Origin of the sequence: Azospirillum aestuarii (genome assembly GCF_016632405.1) — a bacterium.
In the GTDB taxonomy this organism is placed as follows: Bacteria; Pseudomonadota; Alphaproteobacteria; order Azospirillales; family Azospirillaceae; genus Azospirillum; species Azospirillum aestuarii.
Genome location: NZ_JAEPIV010000001.1, coordinates 913,854 through 938,428, shown reverse-complemented (window position 1 = coordinate 938,428; position 24,575 = coordinate 913,854). Strand labels below are relative to the sequence as shown.

General features: G+C 68.1%; 25 protein-coding genes. 19 read left to right on the top strand and 6 right to left on the bottom strand.

The features are described from left to right. Positions 1 to 26 precede the first annotated feature (26 nt). Positions 27 to 824 carry a helix-turn-helix transcriptional regulator gene (locus tag JJL56_RS04315; protein WP_200484269.1) on the bottom strand — a complete coding sequence of 266 codons (798 nt, stop codon included), beginning with the start codon at positions 822 to 824 and terminating at the stop codon, positions 27 to 29. 113 nt (positions 825 to 937) lie between these two features. Between JJL56_RS04315 and JJL56_RS04310 the strand changes: the two genes are divergently transcribed. From JJL56_RS04310 to JJL56_RS04280, 7 genes are all read left to right on the top strand, one after another. Further along, entirely contained in the window at positions 938 to 1,702 is a 765-nt protein-coding gene (locus JJL56_RS04310; protein WP_200484268.1) for a class I SAM-dependent methyltransferase, read from the top strand. A gap of 31 nt (positions 1,703 to 1,733) precedes the next feature. Beyond that, a complete protein-coding gene (locus JJL56_RS04305) occupies positions 1,734 to 2,201 on the top strand; it encodes a GNAT family N-acetyltransferase (protein ID WP_200484267.1) in 468 nt (155 codons plus the stop codon). Between the two features lie 136 nt (positions 2,202 to 2,337). After that, complete coding sequence (locus JJL56_RS04300; protein WP_145623434.1) at positions 2,338 to 3,939, top strand: ABC transporter substrate-binding protein; 1,602 nt, start codon at positions 2,338 to 2,340, stop codon at positions 3,937 to 3,939. 130 nt (positions 3,940 to 4,069) lie between these two features. Continuing rightward, a complete protein-coding gene (locus tag JJL56_RS04295) occupies positions 4,070 to 5,080 on the top strand; it encodes an ABC transporter permease subunit (protein WP_014198674.1) in 1,011 nt (336 codons plus the stop codon). A gap of 8 nt (positions 5,081 to 5,088) precedes the next feature. Then, on the top strand, positions 5,089 to 6,015 hold the full coding sequence (locus JJL56_RS04290) for an ABC transporter permease subunit (RefSeq protein WP_200484266.1): 927 nt from the start codon (positions 5,089 to 5,091) through the stop codon (positions 6,013 to 6,015). Positions 6,016 to 6,023: 8 nt separating this feature from the next. Continuing rightward, on the top strand, positions 6,024 to 7,013 hold the full coding sequence (locus tag JJL56_RS04285) for an ABC transporter ATP-binding protein (protein WP_145623436.1): 990 nt from the start codon (positions 6,024 to 6,026) through the stop codon (positions 7,011 to 7,013). Beyond that, the gene (locus JJL56_RS04280; RefSeq protein WP_200484265.1) at positions 7,013 to 8,017 is read left to right on the top strand and encodes a peptide ABC transporter ATP-binding protein; all 1,005 of its coding nucleotides are present in this window, start codon (positions 7,013 to 7,015) and stop codon (positions 8,015 to 8,017) included. Before JJL56_RS04285 ends, JJL56_RS04280 begins: the two co-directional genes overlap by 1 nt. Positions 8,018 to 8,048: 31 nt before the next feature. Here JJL56_RS04280 and JJL56_RS04275 read toward each other — a convergent pair whose 3' ends face one another. Next, the gene (locus tag JJL56_RS04275; RefSeq protein WP_200484264.1) at positions 8,049 to 8,342 is read right to left on the bottom strand and encodes a DUF3072 domain-containing protein; all 294 of its coding nucleotides are present in this window, start codon (positions 8,340 to 8,342) and stop codon (positions 8,049 to 8,051) included. Positions 8,343 to 8,535: 193 nt separating this feature from the next. Between JJL56_RS04275 and JJL56_RS04270 the strand changes: the two genes are divergently transcribed. The 6 genes from JJL56_RS04270 to JJL56_RS04245 all read left to right on the top strand — a co-directional run bounded on the left by JJL56_RS04270 (position 8,536) and on the right by JJL56_RS04245 (position 12,452). Then, positions 8,536 to 8,946: a bacteriohemerythrin gene (locus JJL56_RS04270; protein ID WP_103039172.1), complete on the top strand. Its 411-nt coding sequence runs from the start codon at positions 8,536 to 8,538 to the stop codon at positions 8,944 to 8,946. Positions 8,947 to 9,363: 417 nt separating this feature from the next. Further along, on the top strand, positions 9,364 to 10,017 hold the full coding sequence (locus JJL56_RS04265; protein WP_200484263.1) for a MotA/TolQ/ExbB proton channel family protein: 654 nt from the start codon (positions 9,364 to 9,366) through the stop codon (positions 10,015 to 10,017). Further along, positions 10,014 to 10,649, top strand: coding sequence for a hypothetical protein (locus JJL56_RS04260; protein ID WP_145623440.1), 636 nt, complete (start codon positions 10,014 to 10,016; stop codon positions 10,647 to 10,649). The genes JJL56_RS04265 and JJL56_RS04260 overlap by 4 nt, the downstream gene beginning before the upstream one ends. Before the next feature lie 22 nt (positions 10,650 to 10,671). Next, a complete protein-coding gene (locus JJL56_RS04255) occupies positions 10,672 to 11,208 on the top strand; it encodes a hypothetical protein (protein WP_035679071.1) in 537 nt (178 codons plus the stop codon). Positions 11,209 to 11,316: 108 nt separating this feature from the next. Then, positions 11,317 to 11,805, top strand: a complete 489-nt coding sequence (locus JJL56_RS04250) for a YajQ family cyclic di-GMP-binding protein (protein WP_145623441.1) — start codon at positions 11,317 to 11,319, stop codon at positions 11,803 to 11,805. 191 nt (positions 11,806 to 11,996) lie between these two features. Then, a complete protein-coding gene (locus JJL56_RS04245) occupies positions 11,997 to 12,452 on the top strand; it encodes a hypothetical protein (RefSeq protein ID WP_145623442.1) in 456 nt (151 codons plus the stop codon). Between the two features lie 15 nt (positions 12,453 to 12,467). On the opposite strand, the gene JJL56_RS04240 is transcribed toward JJL56_RS04245, so the two are convergent. Beyond that, positions 12,468 to 13,478 carry a M23 family metallopeptidase gene (locus JJL56_RS04240; RefSeq protein ID WP_145623443.1) on the bottom strand — a complete coding sequence of 337 codons (1,011 nt, stop codon included), beginning with the start codon at positions 13,476 to 13,478 and terminating at the stop codon, positions 12,468 to 12,470. 390 nt (positions 13,479 to 13,868) lie between these two features. Between JJL56_RS04240 and rpoH the strand changes: the two genes are divergently transcribed. Both rpoH and JJL56_RS04230 read left to right on the top strand, forming a co-directional pair. After that, the gene (rpoH, locus tag JJL56_RS04235) at positions 13,869 to 14,744 is read left to right on the top strand and encodes an RNA polymerase sigma factor RpoH (RefSeq protein WP_145623444.1); all 876 of its coding nucleotides are present in this window, start codon (positions 13,869 to 13,871) and stop codon (positions 14,742 to 14,744) included. 388 nt (positions 14,745 to 15,132) lie between these two features. Beyond that, a complete protein-coding gene (locus JJL56_RS04230; RefSeq protein WP_247890920.1) occupies positions 15,133 to 17,166 on the top strand; it encodes a putative bifunctional diguanylate cyclase/phosphodiesterase in 2,034 nt (677 codons plus the stop codon). Between the two features lie 27 nt (positions 17,167 to 17,193). Here JJL56_RS04230 and JJL56_RS04225 read toward each other — a convergent pair whose 3' ends face one another. Next, positions 17,194 to 19,083, bottom strand: coding sequence for a potassium/proton antiporter (locus JJL56_RS04225; RefSeq protein ID WP_145623446.1), 1,890 nt, complete (start codon positions 19,081 to 19,083; stop codon positions 17,194 to 17,196). Between the two features lie 275 nt (positions 19,084 to 19,358). Between JJL56_RS04225 and JJL56_RS04220 the strand changes: the two genes are divergently transcribed. Together JJL56_RS04220 and JJL56_RS04215 are read left to right on the top strand one after the other, a co-directional pair. Further along, a complete protein-coding gene (locus tag JJL56_RS04220) occupies positions 19,359 to 20,111 on the top strand; it encodes a porin (protein WP_247890919.1) in 753 nt (250 codons plus the stop codon). A 139-nt stretch (positions 20,112 to 20,250) separates the two neighbouring features. Next, positions 20,251 to 20,430, top strand: coding sequence for a hypothetical protein (locus tag JJL56_RS04215; RefSeq protein ID WP_014198692.1), 180 nt, complete (start codon positions 20,251 to 20,253; stop codon positions 20,428 to 20,430). 78 nt (positions 20,431 to 20,508) lie between these two features. Here the strand turns inward: JJL56_RS04215 and JJL56_RS04210 are convergent, their stop codons facing one another. Next, the gene (locus JJL56_RS04210; RefSeq protein WP_200484260.1) at positions 20,509 to 21,039 is read right to left on the bottom strand and encodes a GNAT family N-acetyltransferase; all 531 of its coding nucleotides are present in this window, start codon (positions 21,037 to 21,039) and stop codon (positions 20,509 to 20,511) included. Positions 21,040 to 21,219: 180 nt separating this feature from the next. Between JJL56_RS04210 and JJL56_RS04205 the strand changes: the two genes are divergently transcribed. After that, on the top strand, positions 21,220 to 21,534 hold the full coding sequence (locus JJL56_RS04205; RefSeq protein ID WP_145623449.1) for a hypothetical protein: 315 nt from the start codon (positions 21,220 to 21,222) through the stop codon (positions 21,532 to 21,534). 6 nt (positions 21,535 to 21,540) lie between these two features. On the opposite strand, the gene JJL56_RS04200 is transcribed toward JJL56_RS04205, so the two are convergent. Further along, positions 21,541 to 22,557: a patatin-like phospholipase family protein gene (locus JJL56_RS04200; RefSeq protein WP_200484259.1), complete on the bottom strand. Its 1,017-nt coding sequence runs from the start codon at positions 22,555 to 22,557 to the stop codon at positions 21,541 to 21,543. A 204-nt stretch (positions 22,558 to 22,761) separates the two neighbouring features. On the opposite strand from JJL56_RS04200, the gene JJL56_RS04195 reads away from it, so the two are divergent. Further along, positions 22,762 to 24,555, top strand: coding sequence for an ABC transporter transmembrane domain-containing protein (locus JJL56_RS04195; RefSeq protein ID WP_200484258.1), 1,794 nt, complete (start codon positions 22,762 to 22,764; stop codon positions 24,553 to 24,555). The last annotated feature ends 20 nt before the right edge of the window (positions 24,556 to 24,575 follow it).

Below are 24,575 nucleotides of genomic sequence, written 5' to 3'. Positions count from 1 at the left end.
GGCGTCCGGGGAAATCGGTGGGCGTCTTACGGAGCCTGCGGCCCCAGCAGCATCACCAGCTTGTAGTCGGATCGTCCGGCGGGGCACAACGTCACTTGTTCGTAGACCAGCGTCCCGTCCAGGGGATGGGTGAAGCCTCGGGTGCCGCCCTCCCGCTCCAGCACGCCCTGGTCCTGCCACAGCCGGGCGAAGCGGGGCGAGGCCGCGCGCAGGCCGTCGACCAGCGTGGTCACCTCCGCATCCCCGGCGCGGCGGGCGGTGTCGGCGCGGAACTCGGCGAGCAGCCGGCGGGCGCGATCCTCCCAGCCGGCGATGAATTCCCGCGCGCTCGGGTCGAGGAAGACGTAGCGCAGCAGATTGCGCTCCGCCCCGCCCAGCCAGCCGGAAAAGAGATGGGCCGCGGGGCCGTTCCAGCCGCGGGCGTTCCACACGCGGTCGAGCAGATAGGCCGGTGCCGCTACAACCTCCAGCGCCGCCAGCAGCGGGGCGGGCGGCTGGTCCGGCCCCTCCGTCGCGTCGGCGTCGGGATCGCGCTTGCGCGACAGCTCGAACAGATAGGCGCGCTCCGCCGCGGTCAGCCGCAGCGCCCCGGCGATGCGCGCCAGCGCCTGCGGGGAGACGGAGACCTCGCGCCCCTGTTCCAGCCAGGTGTACCAGGTCGGGCTGAGGCCGCAGAGCTGGGCGGCCTCCTCGCGGCGCAGGCCGGGCGTGCGGCGGCGGGCGGAGCCGGTCTGAGGGATGCCGGCCTCCGCCGGGGTCAGCCGCTCCCGGTGGGCGCGCAGGAAGGCGCCCAGCCGGTGCCGGGCATCGTCGTCGGAACTCATGGTGGCAGCGCTTATACCAGGATAAGCGCTTGCCTTGTACCAGTTTGCCGGACGGCCGATGCTGGGGCTTCGAGACGAGTCCGCCCCAACAAGCACGAACGGGAATCGCCGCCATGACCAACAGCCACCACGGCGTCGTCGCCGCACAGTACGGCCAGCGCGCCGACGCCTATGTGACCAGCGCCGTCCACGCCTCCGGCGCCGACCTGGACCAGATCGAGGACGCGCTGCGCGGCAGGAACGCCGGCCGCGTGCTGGATCTCGGCTGCGGCGGCGGCCATGTCGCCTACCGTGCCGCCCCCCACGCCGCCGAGGTGGTGGCGGTGGACGTCACCGCCCCGATGCTGGAGGCGGTGGCCCGCAACGCGGCGGAGCGCGGCCTGACCAACATCACCACCACCCAGGCCCCCGCCGAGCGTCTGCCCTTCCCGGACGGTCATTTCGACGTGGTGCTGAGCCGCTTCAGCGCCCATCACTGGCTGAACGCCGAGGCCGGCCTGCGCGAGGCGCGGCGGGTGCTGGCCCCCGGCGGGCGGGCGGTCTTCGTGGACATCGTGTCGCCGGGGCATCCGCTGCTGGACACCCATCTCCAGGCCGTGGAACTGCTGCGCGACACCTCGCACGTCCGCAACTACAGCGCCGCGGAATGGATGGCCGCACTGTCGCGCGCCGGCTTCGCGGTGACCAGCCTGACGCCGCGCCGCCTGCGCATGGAGTTTGTCGTCTGGACCGCCCGCACCTCCACCCCGGATCTGCGCGCCCAGGCCATCCGCGCCCTGCAGGACCTCGCTTCCGACGAGGTGCGCCGCCACTTCGACATCCTGGAGGACGGCAGCTTTCTCCTGGACAGCCTGACCATCGAAGCGGAGGCTTGCTGAACCACAACAAAAGGTCAGGGGAGGGCCGGTGATGGGCGACGTTCGTGTGCGAAAGGCCGGTCTTGCCGACGCGGGCGCGGTTACCGGCCTGGTGGCCGCTTTGCTGTCCGAACTGACCGCCGGGCAGAGCGACACGCCGCGGGCCGTCATGCTGGCCGTCGCCGAATCCCTGCTGAGCGGCAGCGAGTCCTACACGGTCTTCCTGGCCGAGGACCGGGCGGGACGCCCGCTCGGCGTCGCGACCATTTCGGAGGGGGCCTGCGTCTCCGCGCTGGGCCGGTTCGGGACGATCCGGGAATTGTACGTGAAACCGGAGTCGCGCTCCGCGGGGGTGGGGCGGGTGCTGATCCGGGCCGTTCTCGACCATGGCCGCGCCCATCGCTGGACGCGCGTGGAGGTGGGGGCGCCGTCCGCCGCGGAGTGGCCGGATTCCCTGCGATTCTACCGGCGCGAGGGCTTCACGGAGATCGGGCCGCGCCTGAAATTCCGCTTGGCCTGACACCGACCGTAGAGCTTGCGTGATGCCGCTTGGTTGCGTGTTGACAGACGATTCGGCCACGCGCCAAATGAACCCGCATCACCGGCCGCCGGAGAGAACGGGCGGCCATTCGACCGAACACGGGAGGTTGTTAGGAATGAAGCGCATCCTGCTGGGTGCCGGGCTCGGCGTTGCCGCCACCTTGGCGCTTGCTGCGCCGGCCCAGGCCGCCAAGACCCTCGTCTATTGCTCCGAGGGCAGCCCTGAAAACTTCAACCCGATGGTCAACACGACCGGAACGAGCTTCGACGTCTCGCTGCCCGTGTACAACAACCTCGTGCAGTTCGAGCGCGGCGGCACCAAGGTCGTCCCCGGCCTCGCCGAGACGTGGGAGGTGTCGGAGGACGGGCTGACCTACACGTTCCACCTGCGCAAGGGCGCGAAGTGGCACAGCAGCAACGACTTCAAGCCGACCCGCGACGCCAACGCGGACGACGTGCTGTGGTCGTTCAATCGTCAGTGGAAGAAGGATCACCCCTTCCACAAGGTGTCCGGCGGCGCCTATGACTACTTCAACGACATGGCGATGCCCGACCTGCTGAAGTCGATCGAGAAGATCGACGACTACACGGTCAAGTTCACGCTCAACAAGGTCGAGGCGCCCTTCATCGCCAACCTGGCGATGCCCTTCGCGGCCATCCAGTCCGCCGAGTACGCCGACGCCCTTCAGAAGAAGAACCAGATCGACAAGATCGATCAGGCGCCGATCGGCACCGGCCCGTTCCAGTTCGTCGCCTACCAGAAGGACGCGGTCATCCGCTACAAGGCGTTCGAGCAGTATTGGGGTGGCAAGGCGCCGCTCGACAACCTCGTCTTCGCCATCACGCCCGACGCCGCGGTCCGCTACGCCAAGCTGAAGGCCGGCGAGTGCCACATCGTGCCGTACCCGAACCCGGCCGATCTGGAGGCGATGAAGAAGGACGCCGCCATCAATCTGATGGAGCAGGAGGGCCTGAACGTCGGCTATCTGGCCTTCAACGTCACCAAGAAGCCCTTCGACGACGTGCGCGTCCGCCGCGCGCTGAACATGGCCATCGACAAGAAGGCCGTGGTCGACGCGGTGTACCAGGGGGCCGGCGTTCCGGCGAAGAACCCGATCCCGCCGACCATGTGGTCGTACAACAAGGAGATCGAGGACTACCCCTACGATCCGGAGCGCGCGAAGAAGCTGCTGGCCGAGGCCGGGTTCCCGGACGGCTTCGAGACCGACCTGTGGGCCATGCCGGTGCAGCGTCCCTACAATCCCAACGCCAAGCGCATGGCCGAGATGATGCAGGCGGACCTCGCCAAGGTCGGCATCAAGGCCAAGGTCGTGCAGTACGAGTGGGGCGAGTACCGCAAGCGCCTCCAGGCCGGCGAGCACCAGATGGGCATGCTGGGCTGGACCGGCGACAACGGCGACCCGGACAACTTCCTGCACGTCCTGCTCGGCTGCGAGGCCGCGCGTCCGGGCGGGTCGAACATCGCCAAGTGGTGCTACAAGGAGTTCGACGACCTCGTCGTGCAGGCCAAGCGCACCACCGACATCGCCGCCCGCACCAAGCTGTACGAGCAGGCGCAGGTCATCTTCAAGGAAGAGGCCCCGTGGCTGACCGTCGCGCACTCGGTCGTCCACATGGCGGTGAGCAAGAATGTGGTCGATTACAAGATGGACCCGTTCGGCATCCATCGCTTCTACGGCGTCGATTTGAAACAATAATCTCAGCGTAGCAAGCGGCTTTACAAAGCGGTGGCCGGGGCATTAAACCCCCGGCTTCCCTTTGCGGATGCAGAGGTAAAAGGGGGCCGCGGCCCCCTTGCTTTCGTTTCGAGCCCCCGGTGACGATCCGATGCTACGCTTCATCCTGACGCGGGTGAGCCTGGTGATTCCGACCTTTCTCGGCGTCACCTTCCTGACCTTCCTTCTGATCCGCCTTGTTCCCGGCGACCCCATCGAGGTGCGCGTCGGCGAGCGCGGAATCCCCCCCGAACGGCTTCTCGAACTGCGGCACGAACTGGGGCTGGACCGCCCGCTGTGGCACCAGTTCCTCGACTACATCGGCGGCGTCCTCCAGGGCGACCTCGGCGTGTCGCTGGTGACGCGCAATTCGGTGTTCAGCGAATTCGTGACGCTGTTCCCGGCGACGCTGGAACTGGCGGCGCTGGCCATGCTGTTCGCCACGGTGGTCGGCCTGCCCGCGGGAATCATCGCGGCGGTGCGGCGCGGCTCGATCTTCGACCACGGCGTGATGGGCATCAGCCTGACCGGCTATTCCATGCCGATCTTCTGGTGGGGCCTGCTGCTCATCCTGTTCTTCTCGGTGGGGCTGGGCTGGACGCCGGTGTCCGGGCGGCTCGACCTGCTCTATTACGTGGAGCCGGTGACCGGCTTCATGCTGATCGACACGCTGATGGCCGGCGAATACGGGGCTTTCTGGTCGGCGCTGCACCACCTCATCCTGCCGATGATCGTTCTCGGCACCGTTCCGCTGGCCGTCGTGGCGCGCATGACGCGCTCCGCCATGCTGGAGGTGCTGGGCGAGGACTATATCCGCACCGCGAAGGCCAAGGGGCTGGCGGGCAAGCGGGTGATCGGTCTGCACGCGCTGCGCAACGCGCTGATCCCCGTGGTCACCGTGATCGGCCTCCAGGTGGGCACGCTGCTCGGCGGCGCGATCCTGACCGAAACCATCTTCTCCTGGCCCGGCGTGGGCAAGTGGCTGATCGAGAGCATCAACCGCCGCGACTACCCGGCGCTCCAGGGCGGGGTGCTGCTGATAGCGACGACGGTGATGACCGTGAATCTGCTGGTGGACGTTCTCTACGGCGTCCTGAACCCGCGCATCCGCCATTCGCGGTGAGGTGAGCCATGACGAACCCTACGACGACGGGCGTTCCGGAGACCCTTCCGGCCGCTTCCCCGCCGGTTTCCCAGCCGCCGCACCCGCTGGTCGAGTTCTGGTACCATTTCCGGCAGAACAAGGGGGCCATGGCCGGCCTCGCCGTGATCCTGCTGATCGCCGTTGTGGCGCTGTTCGCCGAGTTGGTGGCGCCGCACGATCCCAACATCCAGTACCGCGACGCCATCCTGGTGCCGCCGGTCTGGCAGGAGGGCGGGCGCTGGGCCTTCCTTCTCGGCACCGACGACATCGGGCGCGACATGCTGTCGCGCCTGATTTTCGGGGCGCGGCTGTCGATGATGATCGGCCTGATCGTCGTCACGCTGTCACTGGCGGTCGGGCTGGCGCTCGGCATGATCGCCGGCTTCTTCGGCGGCGTCACCGACGCGCTGGTCATGCGCTTCATGGACATCCTGCTGTCGCTGCCCAGCCTGCTGCTGGCCGTGGTGGTGGCGGCGATCCTCGGGCCGGGGCTGGTCAACGCCATGCTGGCCGTGTCCATCGTGGTCATCCCGCACTACGCCCGCCTGACCCGCGCCGCCGTGATGGCGGAGACGAACAAGGACTACGTGATCGCCTCCCGCGTGGCGGGGGCCGGGCCGCTGCGGCTGATGCTGGTGGTGATCCTGCCGAACTGCGTGGCGCCGCTGATCGTCCAGGCGACGCTGGGCTTCTCTACGGCGATCTTGGACGCCGCGGCGCTGGGCTTCCTCGGCCTCGGCGCGCAACCGCCGACTCCGGAGTGGGGCACCATGCTCGCCTCCTCCCTCCAGTTCCTCCAGCGCGCCCCCTGGGTCGTCACATGGCCCGGTGTGGCCATCCTGGTGACGGTGCTGGCCTTCAACCTGCTGGGCGACGGGCTGCGCGACGCGCTCGACCCCAAGCTGAAACGCTGATGCCTGCCATGCCTCTTCTCGACATCAAGAACCTGTCCGTCGAGTTCACCACGCGCGCCGGGACCTTCCGCGCCGTGGACGGGATCGACCTCACCGTGGACGAGGGCGAGGTTGTGGGCATCGTCGGCGAGTCCGGGTCCGGCAAGTCCGTGACCTCGCTCGCCGTGATGGGCCTGCTCGGCTCCAACGGCACGGTGGTCGCCGACCGCATGCACTTCGGCGGCAAGGACCTGCTGGCGATGAGCCCGTCGCAGCGCCGGAAGATCACCGGCAAGGACGTGGCCATGGTCTTCCAGGAGCCGATGACCAGCCTGAACCCCTGCTTCACCGTCGGTTTCCAGATCATGGAGACGCTGAAGGTGCATGAGGGGCTGTCCGGCAAGGCGCTGCGCAACCGCGCCATCGAACTGCTGGAGCAGGTCGGCATCCCGGCCCCGGAAAGCCGCCTGTCGGCCTTCCCGCACCAGCTGTCCGGCGGCATGAACCAGCGCGTGATGATCGCCATTGCCATCGCCTGCAACCCGCGCCTGCTGGTCGCGGACGAGCCGACGACGGCGCTGGACGTGACCATCCAGAAGCAGATCCTCGACCTACTGGTCCGCCTCCAGAAGGAGCGGGGCATGGCCCTGATCCTGATCACCCACGACATGGGCGTGGTGGCGGAGACGGCGCAGCGGGTGGTCGTCATGTACGCCGGGCAGGTCGCCGAGACGCGCCCGGTGGACGCCCTGTTCAAGGCGCCGCGCCACCCCTACACCGGCGCGCTGCTCGACGCGCTGCCGGAGCGGGCGCTGGGCAAGCGCCGGCTGCCGACGATTCCCGGCGTCGTGCCGGGCATCGGCGACCGGCCGCAGGGCTGCCTGTTCAACCCGCGCTGCCGCTTCGCCACCGACCGCTGCCGCATCGAGCGGCCGGCCCTGTTCGACGTGGACGCCGGCAAGGCGCGCTGCTTCTATCCGCTCGCTGATGCTCCGGTCGGCGCCGGGGAGGTCCTGTGATGTCCGACATTCTCACCGAAGTCATGCCGGCGACCGGTCCGGTGGTCCTGGAAGCCATCCACCTGCGCAAGCACTACGCGGTCAAACGCGGCGCCTTCAAGCCGGCGGCCACCGTCAAGGCGCTGGACGGCGTGTCCTTCCAGCTCGAAGCCGGGAAGACGCTGGCGGTGGTCGGCGAGTCCGGCTGCGGCAAGTCCACGCTGGCGCGCTCCGTCACGATGATCGAGCCGCCGTCGTCGGGGCAGCTTCTCTATGACGGGCGCGACGTGGTCGGGCGCACCGCGTCGGAGATGAAAGAGCTGCGGCGCACCGTCCAGATGGTGTTCCAGAACCCCTACGGCTCGCTGAACCCCCGCAAGACCGTGGGGTCCATCCTGTCGGAGCCGCTGGTCATCAACACCCCGATGGGCAAGCAGGAGCGGCGGGAGCGGGCCGTCGCCATGATGGCGAAGGTCGGGCTGCGCCCCGATCAGGTGGACCGCTACCCGCACATGTTCTCCGGCGGCCAGCGCCAGCGCATCGCCATCGCGCGCGCGCTGATGCTGAACCCGCGGGTGGTGGTGGCGGACGAGCCGGTGTCGGCTCTCGACGTGTCGATCCAGGCGCAGGTGCTCAACCTGATGATGGATCTTCAGGAGGAGCTGAACCTCGCCTACCTGTTCATTTCCCACGACCTCAGCGTGGTCCGGCACATCGCCGACGCAGTCATGGTGATGTATCTGGGCCGTCCGGTGGAGCATGGGCCGAAGGACGTGGTCTACAGCCGGCCGCGCCACCCCTACACCCGCATCCTGATGGCCGCCACACCGCGGGTGAACCCGGCGTTGCGGGCTGAGCGGGTGATCCCGAAAGGCGAACTGCCCTCGCCGCTGAACCCGCCGCCGGGCTGTCCCTTCCACAAGCGCTGCCCCTACGCGACGGAGCGTTGCGCGACAGAGGTGCCCGCCCTGCGTCCGGTGGACGAGCGGCTGGTCGCCTGCCACTTCGCCGAGGACATGACCTGAGGATAAATGGCCGCGGTGTTCGGTGGTATCGTCAGGCACCGCGGCCGGTTTTGTCCTGAAGGGCGTCGATGCGTTTGGAGGCTTCGGCCTTCGTCAACTCTCCGTCGAAGGATTCGCCGGCCTCCTCGCTGAGCGTCTTCAGGTACGAGGCCTGCGCGCCGGTCATCGGCTCGTCGCCCGTGGTCCAATCGTCCGGGTCCTTCTCGCGGTTGGAGTGCTCGGCACCTCCGGCGTCCGAGGTTTTCGGGTTGCTCCCAGGATTCGGTGCATCTCCGCGATGGGGCTGGGGGTGATTCTCACGCTTGTTGTCGCGTTTCGTGTTCATGAAATGTTCCTTTCTGCCGGAAACGTCTGTCGAACAGGTGCCTGCGGGATTGGTTCCCGGCTTTGGTTCCCGGCTTTGGTTCCCGGCGTTGGTTCGCCGACCGTTGAAGCGCCATGCGGAAGACGTTACCCTTTCGCGGGCTGGGGTTTTCTTCGGCCGGTGAGGTTGGGTCCAGCGCGAGGGACGGAACGAAATGCCGCTGATGGTGTGGAACGACAAGCTGAGCGTCGGGATCGCGCAGTTCGACGAGGAGCACAAGCAACTGGTCGCCCTGGTCAACGAGCTGTTCGACGCCGTTCAGGCCGGGCGCAGCAAGGAGGCGCTGGGCGGCATCCTCGACAGCCTCGTCGCCTACACCAAGTCGCACTTCACCCATGAGGAGGAGCATTTCGCCCGCCTCGGCTATCCGGACCGCGACGCCCACAAGGCGGAACACGACGCGCTGGCCAATCAGGTGCTGGAGGTGCAGCGCAAGTACCACGCGGGCGCCACCGCCACGCTGAGCATGGAGGTGATGAACTTCCTGAAGAACTGGCTGATCAAGCACATCCAGGGTACCGACAAGAAGTATGGTCCCTTCCTGAAGGAAAAGGGCGTGGCGTAAAGGGCCATTTCCGTAAGCACGATCGCCGGGACAGGACGTCCCGGACCGCTCCCTTCCACTGTCCGACCGCGGGCCTCTCCCCATGCGCGTCGCGCGTCAACCCGGCAGGTCCGTCGCCGGGCGTCGGGAACTCTTGGCCGGGGCCGGGGTTCATGACGTGACGGATGACTCCTGAATGGCTCCGTCGTCGCGCAATTCCGGCGAAGGTGCGCCGATGAACGATGGCCGACACGGAGCCGTCCCGCCACCAGCGCCTGGGCTGCCAGCGTTTGGGTCCGCGCGTGTTGCCGCGAATCCGTCCCCCGCTCTCCCGATCCCACCATCGCCGCCCGGCTCTCCGCGGCGCCGCCGTTGTGCGCCATCGCCGCCTGAGCATGACGATCCGGAGACACACGCAACCCTCACAGGGTCAGAACCATGGAAGAACAGTGGCTTCTCAAGGCGAAATTCGTTGCCTTCAACCTGACCATTTCAGCGTTCGTCTTCGTCCTGTATGCGCAGGGGTGGCTGGACCGGGTTCTGACCGGGCACATCGCCGTGGCGACCGCGATCATCGGGATCGTCTTCCTGGTCGGCCTGGTGATGTCAGCCTATCGGGTGTGGAAGATCGGTGGGGAACTGGACCTGGCCAAGCTCGGCGGCGGGCGGCTGATGAAGGTCGAGAGCGAGCGCGCCCTGGAAATCCGCCTGTTCTCCCGGATCTCGCATCTTCAGCACATTGCCAACGCGCTCGGCATGCTCGGCCTGATCGGAACGGCCTGGGGCTTCAGCCTGTTTGCCGCGAACATCACCCCGGACATGGTGGGCAATGCCGCGTCGGCCGGCGCCATGGTGACCACGCTGGCGAGCGGGCTTGGCGTGGCGATCTACGCCACGATGCTCGGCGGCGCCCTGTGCCTGTGGACCACCTGCAACCTGCAACTCCTGCGCGGGGCTACGGCCTCGCTGTGCGCGCTGATCATGGACGAGGCCCATGCCCGTTCGCGACTTGCTCCGCGGACCGGGGCGCCGGACTTCACCGCGCCGCAAGCGGCTCCCTATGGCGCCCTGCGCGGTGAGGCCACACCATGAACGATTTCCTGGGCGAGGACCAAACCGGTGTGCTCGTCGCGCGGGATCTGCTGACGCTGCTGCTGTGCGGCTTCGTGGCCTGCGCGGTGCTGGCGGTCCCCTTCATCAACGAGGCGAAGAAGACCGAGGCCAACCAGCAGAACGAGTCCTCCTCGTCCGCCGCGGCGGGCATGGAACCGCCGGGAAACGTCATCATCGAGGCGCGCTGGGACGACAAGCTGCGCAGCGACGTCGATCTGTGGGTGCAGGCACCGGGCGACGTGCCGGTCGGCTATTCGAACAAGTCGGGGCTGATCTTCAACCTGCTGCGCGACGATCTGGGCGCCTACGCCGATCCCACCGAGATCAATTTCGAAACCTCCTATTCCCGCGGTATTCCTCCGGGGGAATACACCGTCAACGTGCATATGTTCCGCAATCTTGAGAATGTGTTTCCCATCTGGGTCCGGGTGGTCGCCCGCGTCAAGGCGGAGCATGAATCGGGGGCCGCCACCGTCGCCGCCACGCGCGTCCGGCTGGACCACGAAGGGCAGGAGATCACCGCCTTCCGCTTCAACCTGAGCGAACGGGGCGAACTGGTGGCGGGGTCCTTGAACGCCGTGTTCAAGCCGCTGCGCTCGGCGAAAAATTGACCCGTCGGATCGAGAGTGCGCCATGGAAAGCCTGACCGTCATTTTCGGCTTCGTCGCCGTCGTCACCTTGCTGCTCGTCCTGTCGGCGCTGCGCTGGACGCGCAACCGGATGGCGCGCGTGGTGATCCTGCTGCTGTTCGCCCTGCTGCTGCCGGCGGCCTACGCCGCGCCGGCGGCGCTGCTGGGCCGGGCGAAGCCGGTCACGCTGGAATGGATGGGGTCCAACGTCCGCGAGGCGAAGGTTCTGAGCGCCACGCTGGTGGAGAACGAAGCGATCTATCTCACCCTTCTCTGGGAGCAGGCGCCCAACCTCTACCGCCTGCCCTGGGACCGCCGCATGGCGGAGCAGTTGCAGGAAGCCCAGCGCGAGGCCCAGCGCAACGGCACCAACCCGATGATGCGGCTGCCCTTCGAGCGGTCCTGGGACGACCGGGAACCGCGATTCTACGCGCAGCCGCAGCCGAAGATGCCGGACAAGCCCTATGAGAACGCTCCCGGCAACGGGGGGCCGGGCGGCAATCCGGGGATCGAGTTCCAGCACCCCGGCCAACCGACCTGAAACCCGACGGGCCGATTTCCATCGCGTGCTGCGTGCAGGCCCCTTGAAGGCGGGGGGCGGGCTCGTCTACGGTTCCGCGATTCCGTCCGCCCGAGCAAAGAGAGTTCCATGCCGTCCTTCGACATCGTGTCCAAGACCGACATCCACGAAATCGACAACGCGCTGAACGGCATGCGCCGCGAGATCGAAACCCGCTTCGACTTCAAGGGCTCGCGCTGCACCGTGGAGCGCACCGAGAACGACATCACCCTGCTGGCCGACGACGCCCCCAAGCTGGAGCAGATGCAGGAGCTGCTGCGGGTCTATGTCACCCGACGCAAGCTCGACGCCGGTGCCCTGGACTATTCCAAGCCGCCGGAACGGGCGGCGGGCGATGCGCTGCGTCAGGTCATCACCGTCAAGCAGGGCATCGCCCAGGACCTCGGCAAGACCATTGTCAAGGCGATCAAGGACGCGAAGATGAAGGTCCAGGTCTCCATCCAGGGCGACGAGCTGCGCGTCACCGGCAAGAAGCGCGACGACCTCCAGGAGGCCATCACCCTGGTGCGCGGGCTGAAGATCGAGCAGCCGCTGCAATACTTGAACTTCCGGGACTGAGGTTCGGCCAAGGCTCGGCCGGGTCGGTTTTTGCCGCGTGGTCGGTCATTCCTGCCGGGTGGGGCGGAAATTTTTGCCGGGTGCATGGGCTGAAGGTTTGGCTCATGGCCCGACGCTCCGCCCCCTTCTCGTGATGGCCCGTCCTTTGCTTGCCGTGATCCGGTAGCCGAACGCCGCAGGGTCCACGCGCCATGTCGATACCGGCCAACGCCGACGCCTCCCAGTTGATGCGCATCCGGGCTGAAGAGCTTCTGGAGCGCAAAGGCACGGGTGCGCCCCGGCAGGCCGGGGAGCTCGCCGGCCAGTTCGCCGCGATGCTGGAGCAGTTGAACGGCGTCGGCGGCGAGGACGGTGCGACTGGCCTGATGGCGTCCTCTGCGGCGGGTCCGGTCACGGGAAGTTCCGCGATCGCCCACCGGCTGGGAGTCGGCGCCGTCAGCGTCTTTGCACAGAGCGGAGCGGACGAGGCATCGGGCGGCCAGGCCGCCGAAAGCCACACGCCCGACATGCAGGCGCCCAACGCCCAGGAGGCCATGCAGGTGGTGCAGAGCGCGCTCCAGGCCGAGAGCGCGCCGAACTTCCGCTGGCTGACCACGTTGCTGACCCAGAGCGTCCCCGACCACATGAAGGCAGGCTCCGCCCAGTGATGGGACGGCCGGGCCTCAGCGGACGTCCAACCGGCGTTCCAGCGTGACCACCGTTTTGCCGGCGCGGGTCAGCGTCACGATGCCCTTGTAGGGCCCCTTCGGCCATCCGGCCGCCGGCCGCTTCAGCCCTTGGTAGGCGAACCAGACGGCCTTGTCCCCGGAGATGCCCTTGCTGTTGTCGAACAGGGTGCGGCCATCGCCGTCGAGGATGCGGATTCGCTGGGTGTCGCCGTCGCGGACGCCCATGATGTCGGACCATAGCACCAGCAGGGGCGAGTCCGGCGTCAGCGCCTCCGCGGCGAACTCGCCGTGGCGGGCCGGCTCGGCCTCCGGAACGCGGCTGGTGGCGAAGCCGGCGTTGAGGCCGGCGGTCGGACGGTAGGCCAGCGCCTTGGCCGTGGCGGCGTTCCACAACGGCGTCATGGGCTGGCCGCAGGCGGTGAAGGGCTGCTGGCCGACGAAGGGGTCGACGACCGCGCCGTTGTGGCGCACGCCGAAATGCAGATGGGGGAACTCGGTCAGTCCCGACAGCCCGACCTCGCCCAGCCGTTGCCCGGCCTCCACCCGCTGGCCGGGAGTGACCGCGACGCTGCCGCGCTTCATGTGCAGGTAGGCGGTCTGCCAGCCGTCGCCATGCTCGATGATGACGGCGTTGCCGCCCCCGACCTTCATGACGGTGTCACGCCCGATGACGTTGACGTTCACGTCCTCCATGCCGTCGCGCACCCGCAGGACGGTGCCCGCCGCGGCGGCCAGCACGGCGACGCCCTTGTCCATCGCCGTGTAGTCGGGCAGGCGGAAGTCCGTTCCGTCATGGCCGTCGTAGCTCAGCCGGCCGCAGGCATGGTCGCGCCAGCCGGGGCCGGCGTCCTCATCGACGTAGTTCTGGATGAAGCAGGTTTCCCCGATCCGGCACGCGATCGGCAACCCGAAGGCCGGTGCCTCCGCCGCCGCGGGGCCGGCGAAGCCCAGCGCGCCCGCGACGAGGCTTGCGGACAGGAGGGTGGCGATGGCGGCGCGGATCATGCGGGCTTCCCAAGGAAGAGAGGCGGGTCTGCGAGGGCAGGGTGAGGCAAGCCCCGTTCCGATGCAACCGCAAGGAAGCCATACGCCGCCCAGCCAAGGTCCTCCAGCCGGAGCCCATCAGCCGGTGCCCTGCACCGCGAGCACTTCGGACGCCAGGACAGCGGGCTTGATCGGCTTGCAGACTATCCTGAACAGGGGTGGGCTGGTTTACGCCCCGTTTATGAGCGGGGGCCGCCATGCATCCATGTCAAGGCACCCGCCACGCGCGGCCGCACGGCGTTGACTTGGCGTGCCGTCCGCGTAAACTGTTGATGCCTTCACAGAGAGGGTGCCGGCCGCCCATCACGGGGACCGGCGGATTGGGTCATATCGCTTTCAAGAGGATGTGACATGAGCACCGCATTGGCACTGACCACGCCGTTTGCCGGCGAGTCGCTGTCCCGCTACATCGAGCAGGTCCACCGCTTCCCCGTTCTGGGCGCGGAGGAGGAGTATGTGTTGGCCACCGCATGGCGCCAGCATGGCGACATGGAGGCGGCCCGCAAGCTGGTGACCAGCCACCTGCGTCTGGTCATCAAGATCGCCACCGGCTTCCGTGGCTACGGCCTGCCGATGACCGACCTGGTCGGCGAGGGCAACATCGGCCTGATGACCGCCGTCCGAAAGTTCGAGCCGGACCGCGGCTTCCGCCTGTCCACCTACGCGATGTGGTGGATCAAGGCATCCATTCAGGAATACATCCTGCGCTCCTGGAGCCTCGTGAAGCTGGGCACCACCGGCGCGCAGAAGAAGCTCTTTTTCGGCCTGTCCCGCCTGAAGCGCAAGCTGGGCGAGTTCGGCAACGGCGACCTGAAGCCGGAAAGCGTGTCCCGCATCGCCCAGGAACTCGACGTGCCGGAAAGCGACGTGGTGGCGGTGAACCGCCGCTTCGTCCAACCTGTGGCCTCGCTGAACGCGCCGCTCTCCGCCGGGGAGGGGACGGCGGAGATGCAGGACTTCCTGCCCGACGAGCGCCCGAACGCCGAGGATAGCCTGCTGGAGCGCGACGAGGCGATGCACCGCAGCGCCATGCTGCGCGATGCTATGGCGGTGCTGAAGGAGCGCGAGCGCGACATCCTGACCGCCCGCCGCCTCAGCCCGTCGCCCAAGACGCTGGAGGATCTGGCCGCCGTTTACGGCGTCAGCCGCGAACGCATCCGCCAGATCGAGGAACGCGCCTTCCAGAAGCTGTCCCAGCGGGTGCGGGAACTCGCCGCAGCGGCATAAAGGGGGGCTTGTTGCCTCCCACGCCGCCATGGTGTATATCGAAAGGCGTAGTTCCTGGGAGGTTGGTAACTGATTTCGGCACCGTTCCTCCGGATGAGACGGGACGGCGTTCTCCTGCCCAGGGTTGTGGTACGGGGAGCTGTGGATGCAACAGATGTTGTGATTTCGCCGCAATTTGTTGGAAAATGCTCCGCAAGCCGTCATAATGACAACTCGGTTTCTGTGCACCCCTGGGTATCGGGCCTCGTGTCGAGCCTCGGGGGCGCCTTGGCGAGCGGGTACGGTTTTGTCCAACGTGTCTCCGGCAGAGCATCAGGGGCCTGACAGCCCGTCGGCACCGGCAATGCCGACGACCTCGGCGTTTTTGGCGTCGCTGGCCGAAAGCCTCATGCACCAAGCGTCCTTCGCGCTGGTCTACGCCGACGCCGGGCGGCGCTGCCTGTTGGCGAACCCGCTCTTCGCCGCCGTGTTGGGGACGTCGCCCGAAGCCCTGGTGGGGCAACTTCTGGCCGAACTGGACCATCCGCTGGCGCGCGCCGTCGTGCAGGCACTGGACCGCTCCGGACAAACCGGGGAGGCCGCTCCGGTCGATTGCGAGGTCGAGCACGCGGACGGCGGACGCGGCGTGCTGACCGGCTGCGTCCTGCCCCATCGCACCGGCGACGGCGGGCAAGGCTTCCTCGGGCTGTTCCAGGATGTAACCGACCCGGCCCGCATCGCCGATTTCGTCCTGCGCCGCGACCCCTTTGTGACCACCCTGCTCGACGCGGCGGTGGATGGCGTGGTGGTGGCGGACCGTCATGGCATCATCCGCACGGTCAACCGGTCCTGCCGCGACCTGTTCGGCTATGACGAGGAGGAACTGATCGGGCGGAACGTCTCCGTCCTGATGCCGCCGCCCTTCTCCCGCGATCATGACAAGTACATCGGCAGCTATCTGGAGACGGATCGCGCCAAGATCATCGGCATCGGGCGCGACGCGCTGGGACGGCGCAAGGACGGCGCGGTGTTCCCGATTCATCTCAGCGTCGGCCAAGCCCGCTTGGCGCGCGATGTCGTGTTCGTCGGCATCATCCGCGACATCTCCGAGCGGCTGGCGGCGGAGCAGAAAGCGACCTATCTGGCCCGGCACGACCCGCTGACCGGCGTCCTGACCCGCACCGCTTTCCTGGAGGAGTGCGAGGCGGTGCTCGCCGCGCCCTTTCCTGGCCAGGAAGGGGGCCTGTTCGCGCTCTACGCGCTCGACGTCGACCAGTTCAGCGACATCAACGAGGCGTTCGGCTTCCATGTCGGCGACGCCGCGCTGAAGGCGATGGTCAGCCGCGTGACGGAGGTGCTGCCGCAGCAGACCTACGTCTGCCGCATCGCCGCCGACGAGTTCGCCGCCCTGTCCCGCGTCGAGAGCGCGGAGCAGGCGGAAACCCTGGCCGATCTGCTGCATGACCGGCTGACCGCCTCCATCTACGCCGATCGCCATTGGGTGCGGCTGCGGCTGTCCATCGGCGCCGCGGTGCAGGACGCCGACATCCACACGCTGGAGGAGCTGAACGCCAAGGCCAAGCTGGCGCTCCAGGCCGCCCAGCACAACGGCGGCAACACCGTCTGCTTCTACACCCCGGAGATGGCCGCGGCGGCGACCCGGCGCATGTTCCTGACCATGCATCTCGCCCACGCCATTGAGCGGAACGAGCTGCACATGGCCTACCAGCCCATCGTCGAGGCCCGGTCCGGCCGGATCGTCGGGGCGGAGGCGCTGCTGCGCTGGAACCAGCACACGCTGGGGCCGGTCTCTCCCTGCGAGTTCATCCCGGTCGCCGAGGAAAGCGGCCTGATCGTCCCCATCACCGACTGGGTTCTGAACGCCGTCGTCGAGCAGATGGCGGCGTGGGAGCCGGCGGGCACCCTGCCCAATCAGATCTTCATCAACATTTCCGGTCCGCAGTTCCTGCGCGGCAACCTCAGCGCCCGTCTTGAGGAGCTGCTGGGCCGCCACCCGGAGTTGCGCGGGCGGCTGGGGCTGGAGATCACCGAGCAGGCGGCGGTGCGCGATCTGAAGGCCGCCGTGCAGACCTTGACGGAGCTGGAGGCCATCGACGTTCAGGTGGCCATCGACGATTTCGGGTCGGGCTACTCGTCGCTCAGCTACGTGCAGCAGCTTCCGGTGTCGAAGCTGAAGATCGACCGCGCCTTCATGGCGGACATCCCGGACAACCTGAAGAACGGGGCGCTGGTCCGCGCCGCGGTCGGCATGGCGCACGGCCTCGGCCTCGTCACGGTGGCCGAAGGGGTCGAGACGGAGGAGCAGCGCGACTTCCTGGTGTCCGTCGGCTGCGATCTGCTCCAGGGCTACCTGTTCGGCCGCCCCGTCGGCCCCGACGCCTTCGCGGCGATGATCCGAGCCCAGCAGCCCGCGATGGCCTGACCGTCCTGGGGAGTGGCCGCAAGGGGCTCATCCCTCCAGCCGTTCCGGTTCCTTCCCGGCCAAGGTGGGCGCCTCGATGGCGCGGGCGGGCAGGCGCTCGCGGCGGGTTTCCCGGCGCTGCCAGCGGCGGAAGGAGCGTTTCGACCACCAGGATTCGATGGTCTGCCAGAACCGTTCCGGCCCCTGGAACAGCGGCACGCGCGGCTTGTCGATCGCCGAGGGCTCCAGAGCGAGCCCGACCGACGTGATCTGCCCGTCCTGCATGTCGCGGACGATCAGCTCCACGCCGCCCATCCGCATCCGGTCGCCCAACTCGCAACTGCCGCCGAACTCGTTGCGCAGCAGGTCGCGCAAGGACCGCTGGGCGTTGGCCAGCGACAGGGGCAGGCCGTACATCTCGGCGATCTGCTCCACCGTGGCGTCGGGATTCAGCGCCAGATCGCCGTAGAAGGCGCGGTCGTCCTGGTCCAGCGGGCGGCTCTCGGCGAACAGCTTGTCGATCAGCGGCAACTGGCTGGGCGGGGTGAACAGATAGACCATGTCCCCGGCCTGGAGCGTCCGCGCCTTGTGCAGCGGCACCACGCGGCCGTCGCGGATGACCAGGGAGGGGCGGGCGAAGCGCGGCGTGCGCTGGCCGCGGGCGGCGGGGCTCTTGGGATGGACGGTGTAGGCGACCATCTCCTGGTCGGCCTCGCCGGGCAGTTCCAGCTCGAACCGCTCGACCGGGCCGCGCCGCGGCGGGACGATCAGCTTCAGCCAGCGCGCCATCGGCCCGATGGTCCAGCCCTGCACCGCCAGCGACACGATCACCACCAGGAAGGCCGTGTTGAAGATCACCTGCCCGCCTGGCAGCTGGCCCAGGATCGGCACCAGCGCCAGCAGCATCGACACCGCGCCGCGCAGCCCGACCCAGGCCATGAAGGTCTTCTCGTTGGCCGAGAAGCGGAAGGGCAGCAGGCACAGCCACACCGCCAGCGGGCGCGCCAGCAAAATCAGCAGGACGGCCAGGGCCAGGGCGGGCAGGGCGATCGCCCCGAAATCATGCGGGGTGGCGAACAGGCCGAGCATGACGAACATGACGATCTGGCTGAGCCAGGTCAGGCCCGAGTGGAACTGCCGCAGGCCCAGCGCCCCGCGCAGCTTCACGTTGCCCGCGACGAGGCCGGCGGCGTAGACGGCGAGGAAGCCGCTGCCCCCCAGCTCGTTCGTGCCGGCGAACAGGAACAGGGCGAAGGCCAGGGTAACCACCGGGTTCAGGCCGGGGTCGAGGCGGGCGTTGTTGATGAAGGCGGCCAGACCGGCCCCGCCCAGGACGCCCAGGACCGCTCCGCCGGCGATCTGCTTGACCAGGAAGCCGACCAGTTCCAGCGGCGTGCCCCAGCCGTGCAGAGCCGCCTCCACCAGCATGGCGGTCAGCAGGATGGCCGTCGGGTCGTTGCTGCCGGACTCGATCTCCAGCGTCGAGCGCACGCGGTCGCGGATGGTGATGCCGCCGACCCGCAGCAGGAAGAACACCGCCGCCGCGTCGGTGGAACTGACCGCCGCGCCGACCAGGAAGGATTCGATCCAGGGAAGGCCCAGCAGAAAATGCGCGGCGACGCCGATGACTCCGGAGGTGATGGCGACCCCGAAGGTAGCGAGGCTGAGCGCCGGCCACGCGGCGGCGCGATAGCTCGACAGCTTGGTGTCCAGGCCACTTTCGAAGAGGATCACGGCGAGCGCGATGGAACCGATCAGGAACGCGCTGTCCGCATCGTTGAAGCTGATGCCTCCGACGCCGTCGATCCCAGCCACCAAGCCGACGCCGAGGAAGATCAGCAGCAGCGGCGTGCCGATCCGCAGCGCCAGATAGCTGGTCAGGATGCTGACGATCAGCAGTGACGACCCGATCAGGATGATGGTGCTCGCCGTCTCCATAGTCCTCGCGCCGGGATGGGGATGATGCCGCCTTCGTGGTACAGCCGATTTTGGCAATTCTTGGGCGCGAGTGCAACGCAGCGACCAAAATTTCCCAATGTTCCTAAAATAATACAGAAATGTCTCCCGCAACGCAGCATTGCGACGGACTACAATCCTTCCGGGTTAATGCAACAGGTGAGGGGCATTTCATGTTTCGTATACGGCGTATTCCGGCACTGCCCCTCGCAGCCCTGACGCTTGTTCTGTCTTCCTCGGCGGCGATGGCGGGGTCCTTGCCAAGCTTGGACCGGCCGGCGGCCGGCGGCGGTGCCACGCCGATCCGGTTCGACAAGAAGGCCATCGACCTCAACGGTTGGGGCGCTCTGGAGGTTGGCCAGACGGAAAGCGCGTCGCGCCGGATGGTGGCGACCACGCCGGTGCGCGACCAATGGTTCTCCGACCCGGTTTTCATGAACGACGGCGCCTTCGGCGGACCGGACGCGCGGGCGACGTATTATTCGCCGCGCCTGCACGGCTTCAACATCGGCCTCGGCTACACCCCCGTCCGCACGGAACTGGGAGCGGCCGATCCGCTCGCCCGCCATGTGGTGGAAGGCGTGGTGCGGCATGACGGTCGGCTGGGCAAGGCCCGGCTGCGCCTCACCGCGGGGGCGGGCAAGGCCGCCGTCGCCAAGGACCGCGGCACGCCCCGCCGGTCCTGGGTGGTCGGCGGACAGGTGACGTTGCCCGGCGTGACGGTCGGCGCCGGCTATCGCGAGCAGTTGCCCGACGACGGCGCCGCGCGGCGGACGCTCAACGCCGGCCTCTATCTGGAGCAGGGCACGCCGCTGCGGGGCTGGACGGTGATGGGGCGGCTGGCCCACACGCAGGTCGGCGCCGAGGACCCGCAGGAGGCCTGGTCCACGGGCCTGCGGTTCCGCATGTCCCCGAAGGTCAGCGTCACCGCCGATCTGGGCACCATGACCTATGGCGGAGACCCGTCCGACAGCACGATGCTGCGTGTCGGCACCCGCGTTCTGTTCTGAACGGTGGCCCAAATGGGCCTGATATCCCTCTTTCGTCCTCATCCAAGGGTGGTTTCCCGACGGAATTGCGCTGTCGTGGAAGCAAATTGCCTTCCCGCCTGTTTATAGGGGCGAGAAGCACCACAAGGAGGGTTTGGACATGTCTCGTTTGCGCCTGATCGGAACCGCCATTGCGCTGTTGACGCTCGCGGCCTGTTCGACCGGCGGCGTGGTGGGCGGCACCGCTGGCGCCGCTGGCGGCTACGCGGTGGACGGCAAGCGTGGCGCCATCATCGGTGGCCTGGGCGGCGCGGCGCTGGGCACGGCGCTGGATCGCTGACCGGACGCGACGGACACGATCCGTTGCCAAGGACGACAAGCGCGTCGCGCCGACCGGGCGCGGCGCGCTTTCTCTTTTTCAGCCCCGCCATTCCTTCCGCAGGATGGCATACTGCATCGTGTTCTCGAAGATGGGTTTCCCCTCGCCATCCGTTGTGAAGGATATGAACTCGACGAACAGCCCTTCCTTCCTCATGCCGAGCCTTTCGCACAGGCGCTGCGACGCGACGTTGGTCTCCTCGACATAGGCGTAGAGGCGGCGGGCCTGCTTCACCATGAACAAATGGTCGAAGAGAGCCCGCGCGGCCTCCGTGGCGTATCCCGCCCCTGCAAAATCCGCGTTGAAGTTCCAGCCGACGGTATAGGTGTCCGGCGGCTCGGGCACCTGGAACACGTCGCCGATCACCCGCCCGGTGCTTCGCAGGCATACGGCGATGTGCTCGTCGCTTCGGCTGCGCGTTTCCACCTCGGCGGCGGCCGCGTCGAGGTTGTCCAGTTCGAGCGAGAGGAAGCAGCTTGCCCGGGGGTGACGCAGATAGGCGAGCAGGTCGGGCGCGTCCCCCTCCCGGAAGGGCCTCAGGATCAGGCGGTCGGTGGTGATGGGGTCCATGCGTCGTCTCAGCGGAAGGGGCCGGAACCGGAAGCCGGCAGATCATGAGCCGGTCATTTTTGCCGCCCGGCACATCCACACCACCAGAAATCCCACTTATGCGGTTGATTGCCAACCATATTCAAGGTTGCACAAAACTTGCTTGTCGGATCTCCGGCTCATCGGTCACGAGAAACCGTCATGCAAATCTCCAACTATTTCAGCGACGTCTCCCGCGTCGTCGCCAAGTTCACGGCGCGGAACGAGAAGACCGAGCCGGAGAAGGAAGCGAGCGGGGTCAGCGCCGCCGACGCCTTCCTCAAGGAGGCGCGGAAGACGCCGGCCCAACGCATCCGGGACCAGCTTCTCGCCCGCATGAAGCTGGACGAGGAGTCCCTTGCGGCCATGCCGTCGGAAAAGCGGGCCGCGATCGAAAAGCAGATCGCCGAGGAACTGAAGCGCCAGCTGTCCGGCGAGAAGGACCGGCGCGGCGCGGCGGTCGACCTGACCGCCTGACTCCGCTCAGACCGGGGACGAGAAACCGAAAACCCGGAGCGCGTCCTGCAGGTCGGGGAGGACGCGCTCGACGGCGGCCTCCCCTTCGCGGATGCAGTCGTCCGCCCGGTCGAATTCCGACAGGCCGATGTGGCCCAGCCGGGGCGTGATGTGCACGTCCGGCGGCTCGCCCGCCAGACGGGACCGCGCGATGCGGTCGGTGACGATGCCGAGCGAGGAGACCATGACGCCGAACAGGCTCGGCCCTTCGTAATCGCGCCGGAAGATGCGGCGGCTCAGGGCGCCGATGGGCACGCGGAAGCCGGCGCGGCCCTTGGACTCCCCATCCGGCTCGGGCTCCTCGTCGATCAGCTTCAGGAGATCGAACCCCGCCGCGGTCGGTACGGCGGCGCCGGGGCGCCGCGATTTGCCGATGATGTCGGCGGCCAGATTCACGGCGATGACCATCTGGGCGCCCAGGGCTCGGCAGGCCGACACCGGCACCGGGTTGACCAGGGCGCCGTCGACCATCCAGCGCCCCTCGAACCGCACCGGGGGGAAGACTCCCGGCAGCGAGAAGGAGGCGCGCAGGGCGTCCACCAGCGGGCCGTTGCGCATCCATACCTCGTGCCCGGTGACCAGATCGGTGGCGATGGCGGCGAAGGGGCTGGGAAGCTCCTCGATCTGGATGTCGCCCAGATGGTGGCGCATCTCGGCGACCAGCCGGTCCCCGCCGATCAGGCCGCCCCCCTGGCGCAGCCGCAGGTCCAGGTAGCCGACGATCTTCATCCGGGTCAGGCCGCGCGTCCACTCCTCCAGCGCGTCGAGCTTGCCGGCGAGATGGAGGCCACCGACCAGCGCCCCCACCGAGCTGCCGCAGACGATGTCCGCCTCGATCCCGTAGCGCGTCAGCGCCCGCAGGACGCCGATGTGCGCCCAGCCGCGCGCCACACCGGCGCCCAGGGCCAGACCGATGCGTGGCCGGTGATGGTGCTGGCCGTAGCGATTGCCGGGCCCCTGTCCGTTTCCGCCGTCCGCCGCCATGGCGCCTCCTTTGCACAGGGTGGAGCGCGTGCCGGTCGGTATGGTGCCATCCGGCCGGTTAAGGAAGCTTGACCGGTTCCGGCCCGGCGGACAAGGCCCGGCGGACCAAGGTCCCGGAGGACGAGGCTGATGGACAAGGCTTGATGGACAAGCACCGGCGCCATCGGCTAAGCCAACGCGATTGCGCTACAGGAAGACGTGCACGTGAGCAAGAAGAGCGGAGAACGGCTGCGCCTCGACGCGGCGACGGAGCGGCTGATGGGCCGCATGCTGCGGGAATGGGTGCGCCCCTACACCGGCAAGCTGATGCTGTCCTTCCTGCTGATGGCCGTGGTGGCGGCGGCGACCGGCGCCTATCCGCTGCTGATCGATCAGGCTTATTCGATGTTCTCCGAGCAGGACCGGGGCATGCTGCTGGTCATCCCGCTGCTGATCATCGTGGTCACGGCGGTCAAGGCGCTGTCCATGTACTCCCAGACGGTGGTGACCACCGACATCGTGCAGCGGATCATCACCGACGTGCGCCTGTCGATGTTCGACCATCTCCTGAGGTCCGACACCGCCCAGCTTCACGCGGCTCCCACCGGCACGCTGACCTCCCGCTTCATCAGCGACGTCGACCTGATCCGCAACGCCCTGTCGCGGACCCTGACCGGGCTGGTGCGCGACATCCTGACGGTGATCGCGCTGGTCGGGTCGATGTTCTATCTCGACTGGGTGCTGTCGCTGATCGTCTTCCTGATCTACCCGATCGCCGCCATTCCCATCGTGAACATCGGCAAGCGGCTGCGCCGCGTGTCGCGCGACACCCAGGCCCAGATGGGTGACATGACCGCCCTGCTGACGGAAAGCCTGGCCGGGGCCCGCATGGTCAAGACCTACTCCCTGGAGGATTACGAGCGCGCCCGCGCCGCCCGTGCCTTCGAGGACAACTTCGCCCTGACCATGAAGGCGACCCGCGCCCGCTCGCGCATCGATCCGATGATGGAGGTTCTGGGCGGCGCCGCCGTGGCCGGGGTGATCGCCTTCGCCGGCTACCGCATGGCGATGGGCGAGGGCTCGGTCGGCGCCTTCTCCGGCTTCGTCGGCGCGCTTCTGATGGCGGCGCAGCCGGTGCGGGCCATCGGCACGCTGAACGCCGTGCTCCAGGAGGGTCTGGCCGCCGCCCAGCGCATCTTCGAGCTGGTGGACGAGAAGCCGACCATCACCGAGCAGCCCGGCGCCAAGCCCCTCGTGGTGGAGCGCGCCGCCGTGTCCTTGCGCGGCGTCCGCTTCGCCTACGAGGAGGGGACGGAGACGCTGAAGGGCATCGACCTGGAGGTTCCGGCGGGGGCGACGGTGGCCCTGGTCGGGCGCAGCGGCGCCGGCAAGTCCACCGTGTTCAACCTGATCCCGCGCCTCTACGACGCGACCGGCGGGCAGGTGCTGATCGACGGGCAGGACGTGCGGGCGGTGACGCTGAAGAGCCTGCGCGGCGTCATCTCGCTGGTCAGCCAGGACACGGTCCTGTTCAACGACACCGTGCGCGCCAACATCGCCTTCGGACGGCTGGACGCTCCCTTCGACGACATCGTGGCCGCCGCGAAGGCCGCCGCCGCGCACGACTTCGTCGCCCGGCTGCCGGAGGGCTACGACACGGTGATCGGTGACCGCGGCGTGAAGCTGTCGGGCGGCGAGCGGCAGCGCCTCGCGCTCGCCCGCGCCTTCCTGAAGGACGCGCCGATCCTGCTTCTGGACGAGGCGACGAGCGCGCTGGACAGCGAGTCCGAGCGGCTGGTGCAGGGCGCGCTGGAGCGGCTGACCCAGGGGCGCACGACACTGGTCATCGCCCACCGGCTGGCCACCGTGCGCAACGCCGACCGGATCGTCGTGATGGAAGGCGGACGCATCCTGGAGCAGGGCACCCACGACGCCCTGATCGCGCAGAATGGCACCTACGCCCGCCTGTGCAAGCTCCAGTTCGGCGAGGACGGGGAAGCCGCCCTGCTGGCGCCCTGATCCGGCAATACAGAGGACGG

Coding starts and splice junctions, on each gene's coding strand:
- rpoH (WP_145623444.1), top strand. CDS start 13,869: ATGAGCACCGCATTGGCACTGACCACGCCGTTTGCCGGCGAGTCGCTG.
- JJL56_RS04200 (WP_200484259.1), bottom strand. CDS start 22,557: ATGGCGGCGGACGGCGGAAACGGACAGGGGCCCGGCAATCGCTACGGC.
- JJL56_RS04315 (WP_200484269.1), bottom strand. CDS start 824: ATGAGTTCCGACGACGATGCCCGGCACCGGCTGGGCGCCTTCCTGCGC.
- JJL56_RS04300 (WP_145623434.1), top strand. CDS start 2,338: ATGAAGCGCATCCTGCTGGGTGCCGGGCTCGGCGTTGCCGCCACCTTG.
- JJL56_RS04270 (WP_103039172.1), top strand. CDS start 8,536: ATGCCGCTGATGGTGTGGAACGACAAGCTGAGCGTCGGGATCGCGCAG.
- JJL56_RS04275 (WP_200484264.1), bottom strand. CDS start 8,342: ATGAACACGAAACGCGACAACAAGCGTGAGAATCACCCCCAGCCCCAT.
- JJL56_RS04205 (WP_145623449.1), top strand. CDS start 21,220: ATGCAAATCTCCAACTATTTCAGCGACGTCTCCCGCGTCGTCGCCAAG.
- JJL56_RS04285 (WP_145623436.1), top strand. CDS start 6,024: ATGCCTCTTCTCGACATCAAGAACCTGTCCGTCGAGTTCACCACGCGC.
- JJL56_RS04305 (WP_200484267.1), top strand. CDS start 1,734: ATGGGCGACGTTCGTGTGCGAAAGGCCGGTCTTGCCGACGCGGGCGCG.
- JJL56_RS04260 (WP_145623440.1), top strand. CDS start 10,014: ATGAACGATTTCCTGGGCGAGGACCAAACCGGTGTGCTCGTCGCGCGG.
- JJL56_RS04250 (WP_145623441.1), top strand. CDS start 11,317: ATGCCGTCCTTCGACATCGTGTCCAAGACCGACATCCACGAAATCGAC.
- JJL56_RS04295 (WP_014198674.1), top strand. CDS start 4,070: ATGCTACGCTTCATCCTGACGCGGGTGAGCCTGGTGATTCCGACCTTT.
- JJL56_RS04210 (WP_200484260.1), bottom strand. CDS start 21,039: ATGGACCCCATCACCACCGACCGCCTGATCCTGAGGCCCTTCCGGGAG.
- JJL56_RS04255 (WP_035679071.1), top strand. CDS start 10,672: ATGGAAAGCCTGACCGTCATTTTCGGCTTCGTCGCCGTCGTCACCTTG.
- JJL56_RS04310 (WP_200484268.1), top strand. CDS start 938: ATGACCAACAGCCACCACGGCGTCGTCGCCGCACAGTACGGCCAGCGC.
- JJL56_RS04225 (WP_145623446.1), bottom strand. CDS start 19,083: ATGGAGACGGCGAGCACCATCATCCTGATCGGGTCGTCACTGCTGATC.
- JJL56_RS04265 (WP_200484263.1), top strand. CDS start 9,364: ATGGAAGAACAGTGGCTTCTCAAGGCGAAATTCGTTGCCTTCAACCTG.
- JJL56_RS04280 (WP_200484265.1), top strand. CDS start 7,013: ATGTCCGACATTCTCACCGAAGTCATGCCGGCGACCGGTCCGGTGGTC.
- JJL56_RS04230 (WP_247890920.1), top strand. CDS start 15,133: ATGCACCAAGCGTCCTTCGCGCTGGTCTACGCCGACGCCGGGCGGCGC.
- JJL56_RS04240 (WP_145623443.1), bottom strand. CDS start 13,478: ATGATCCGCGCCGCCATCGCCACCCTCCTGTCCGCAAGCCTCGTCGCG.
- JJL56_RS04245 (WP_145623442.1), top strand. CDS start 11,997: ATGTCGATACCGGCCAACGCCGACGCCTCCCAGTTGATGCGCATCCGG.
- JJL56_RS04290 (WP_200484266.1), top strand. CDS start 5,089: ATGACGAACCCTACGACGACGGGCGTTCCGGAGACCCTTCCGGCCGCT.
- JJL56_RS04215 (WP_014198692.1), top strand. CDS start 20,251: ATGTCTCGTTTGCGCCTGATCGGAACCGCCATTGCGCTGTTGACGCTC.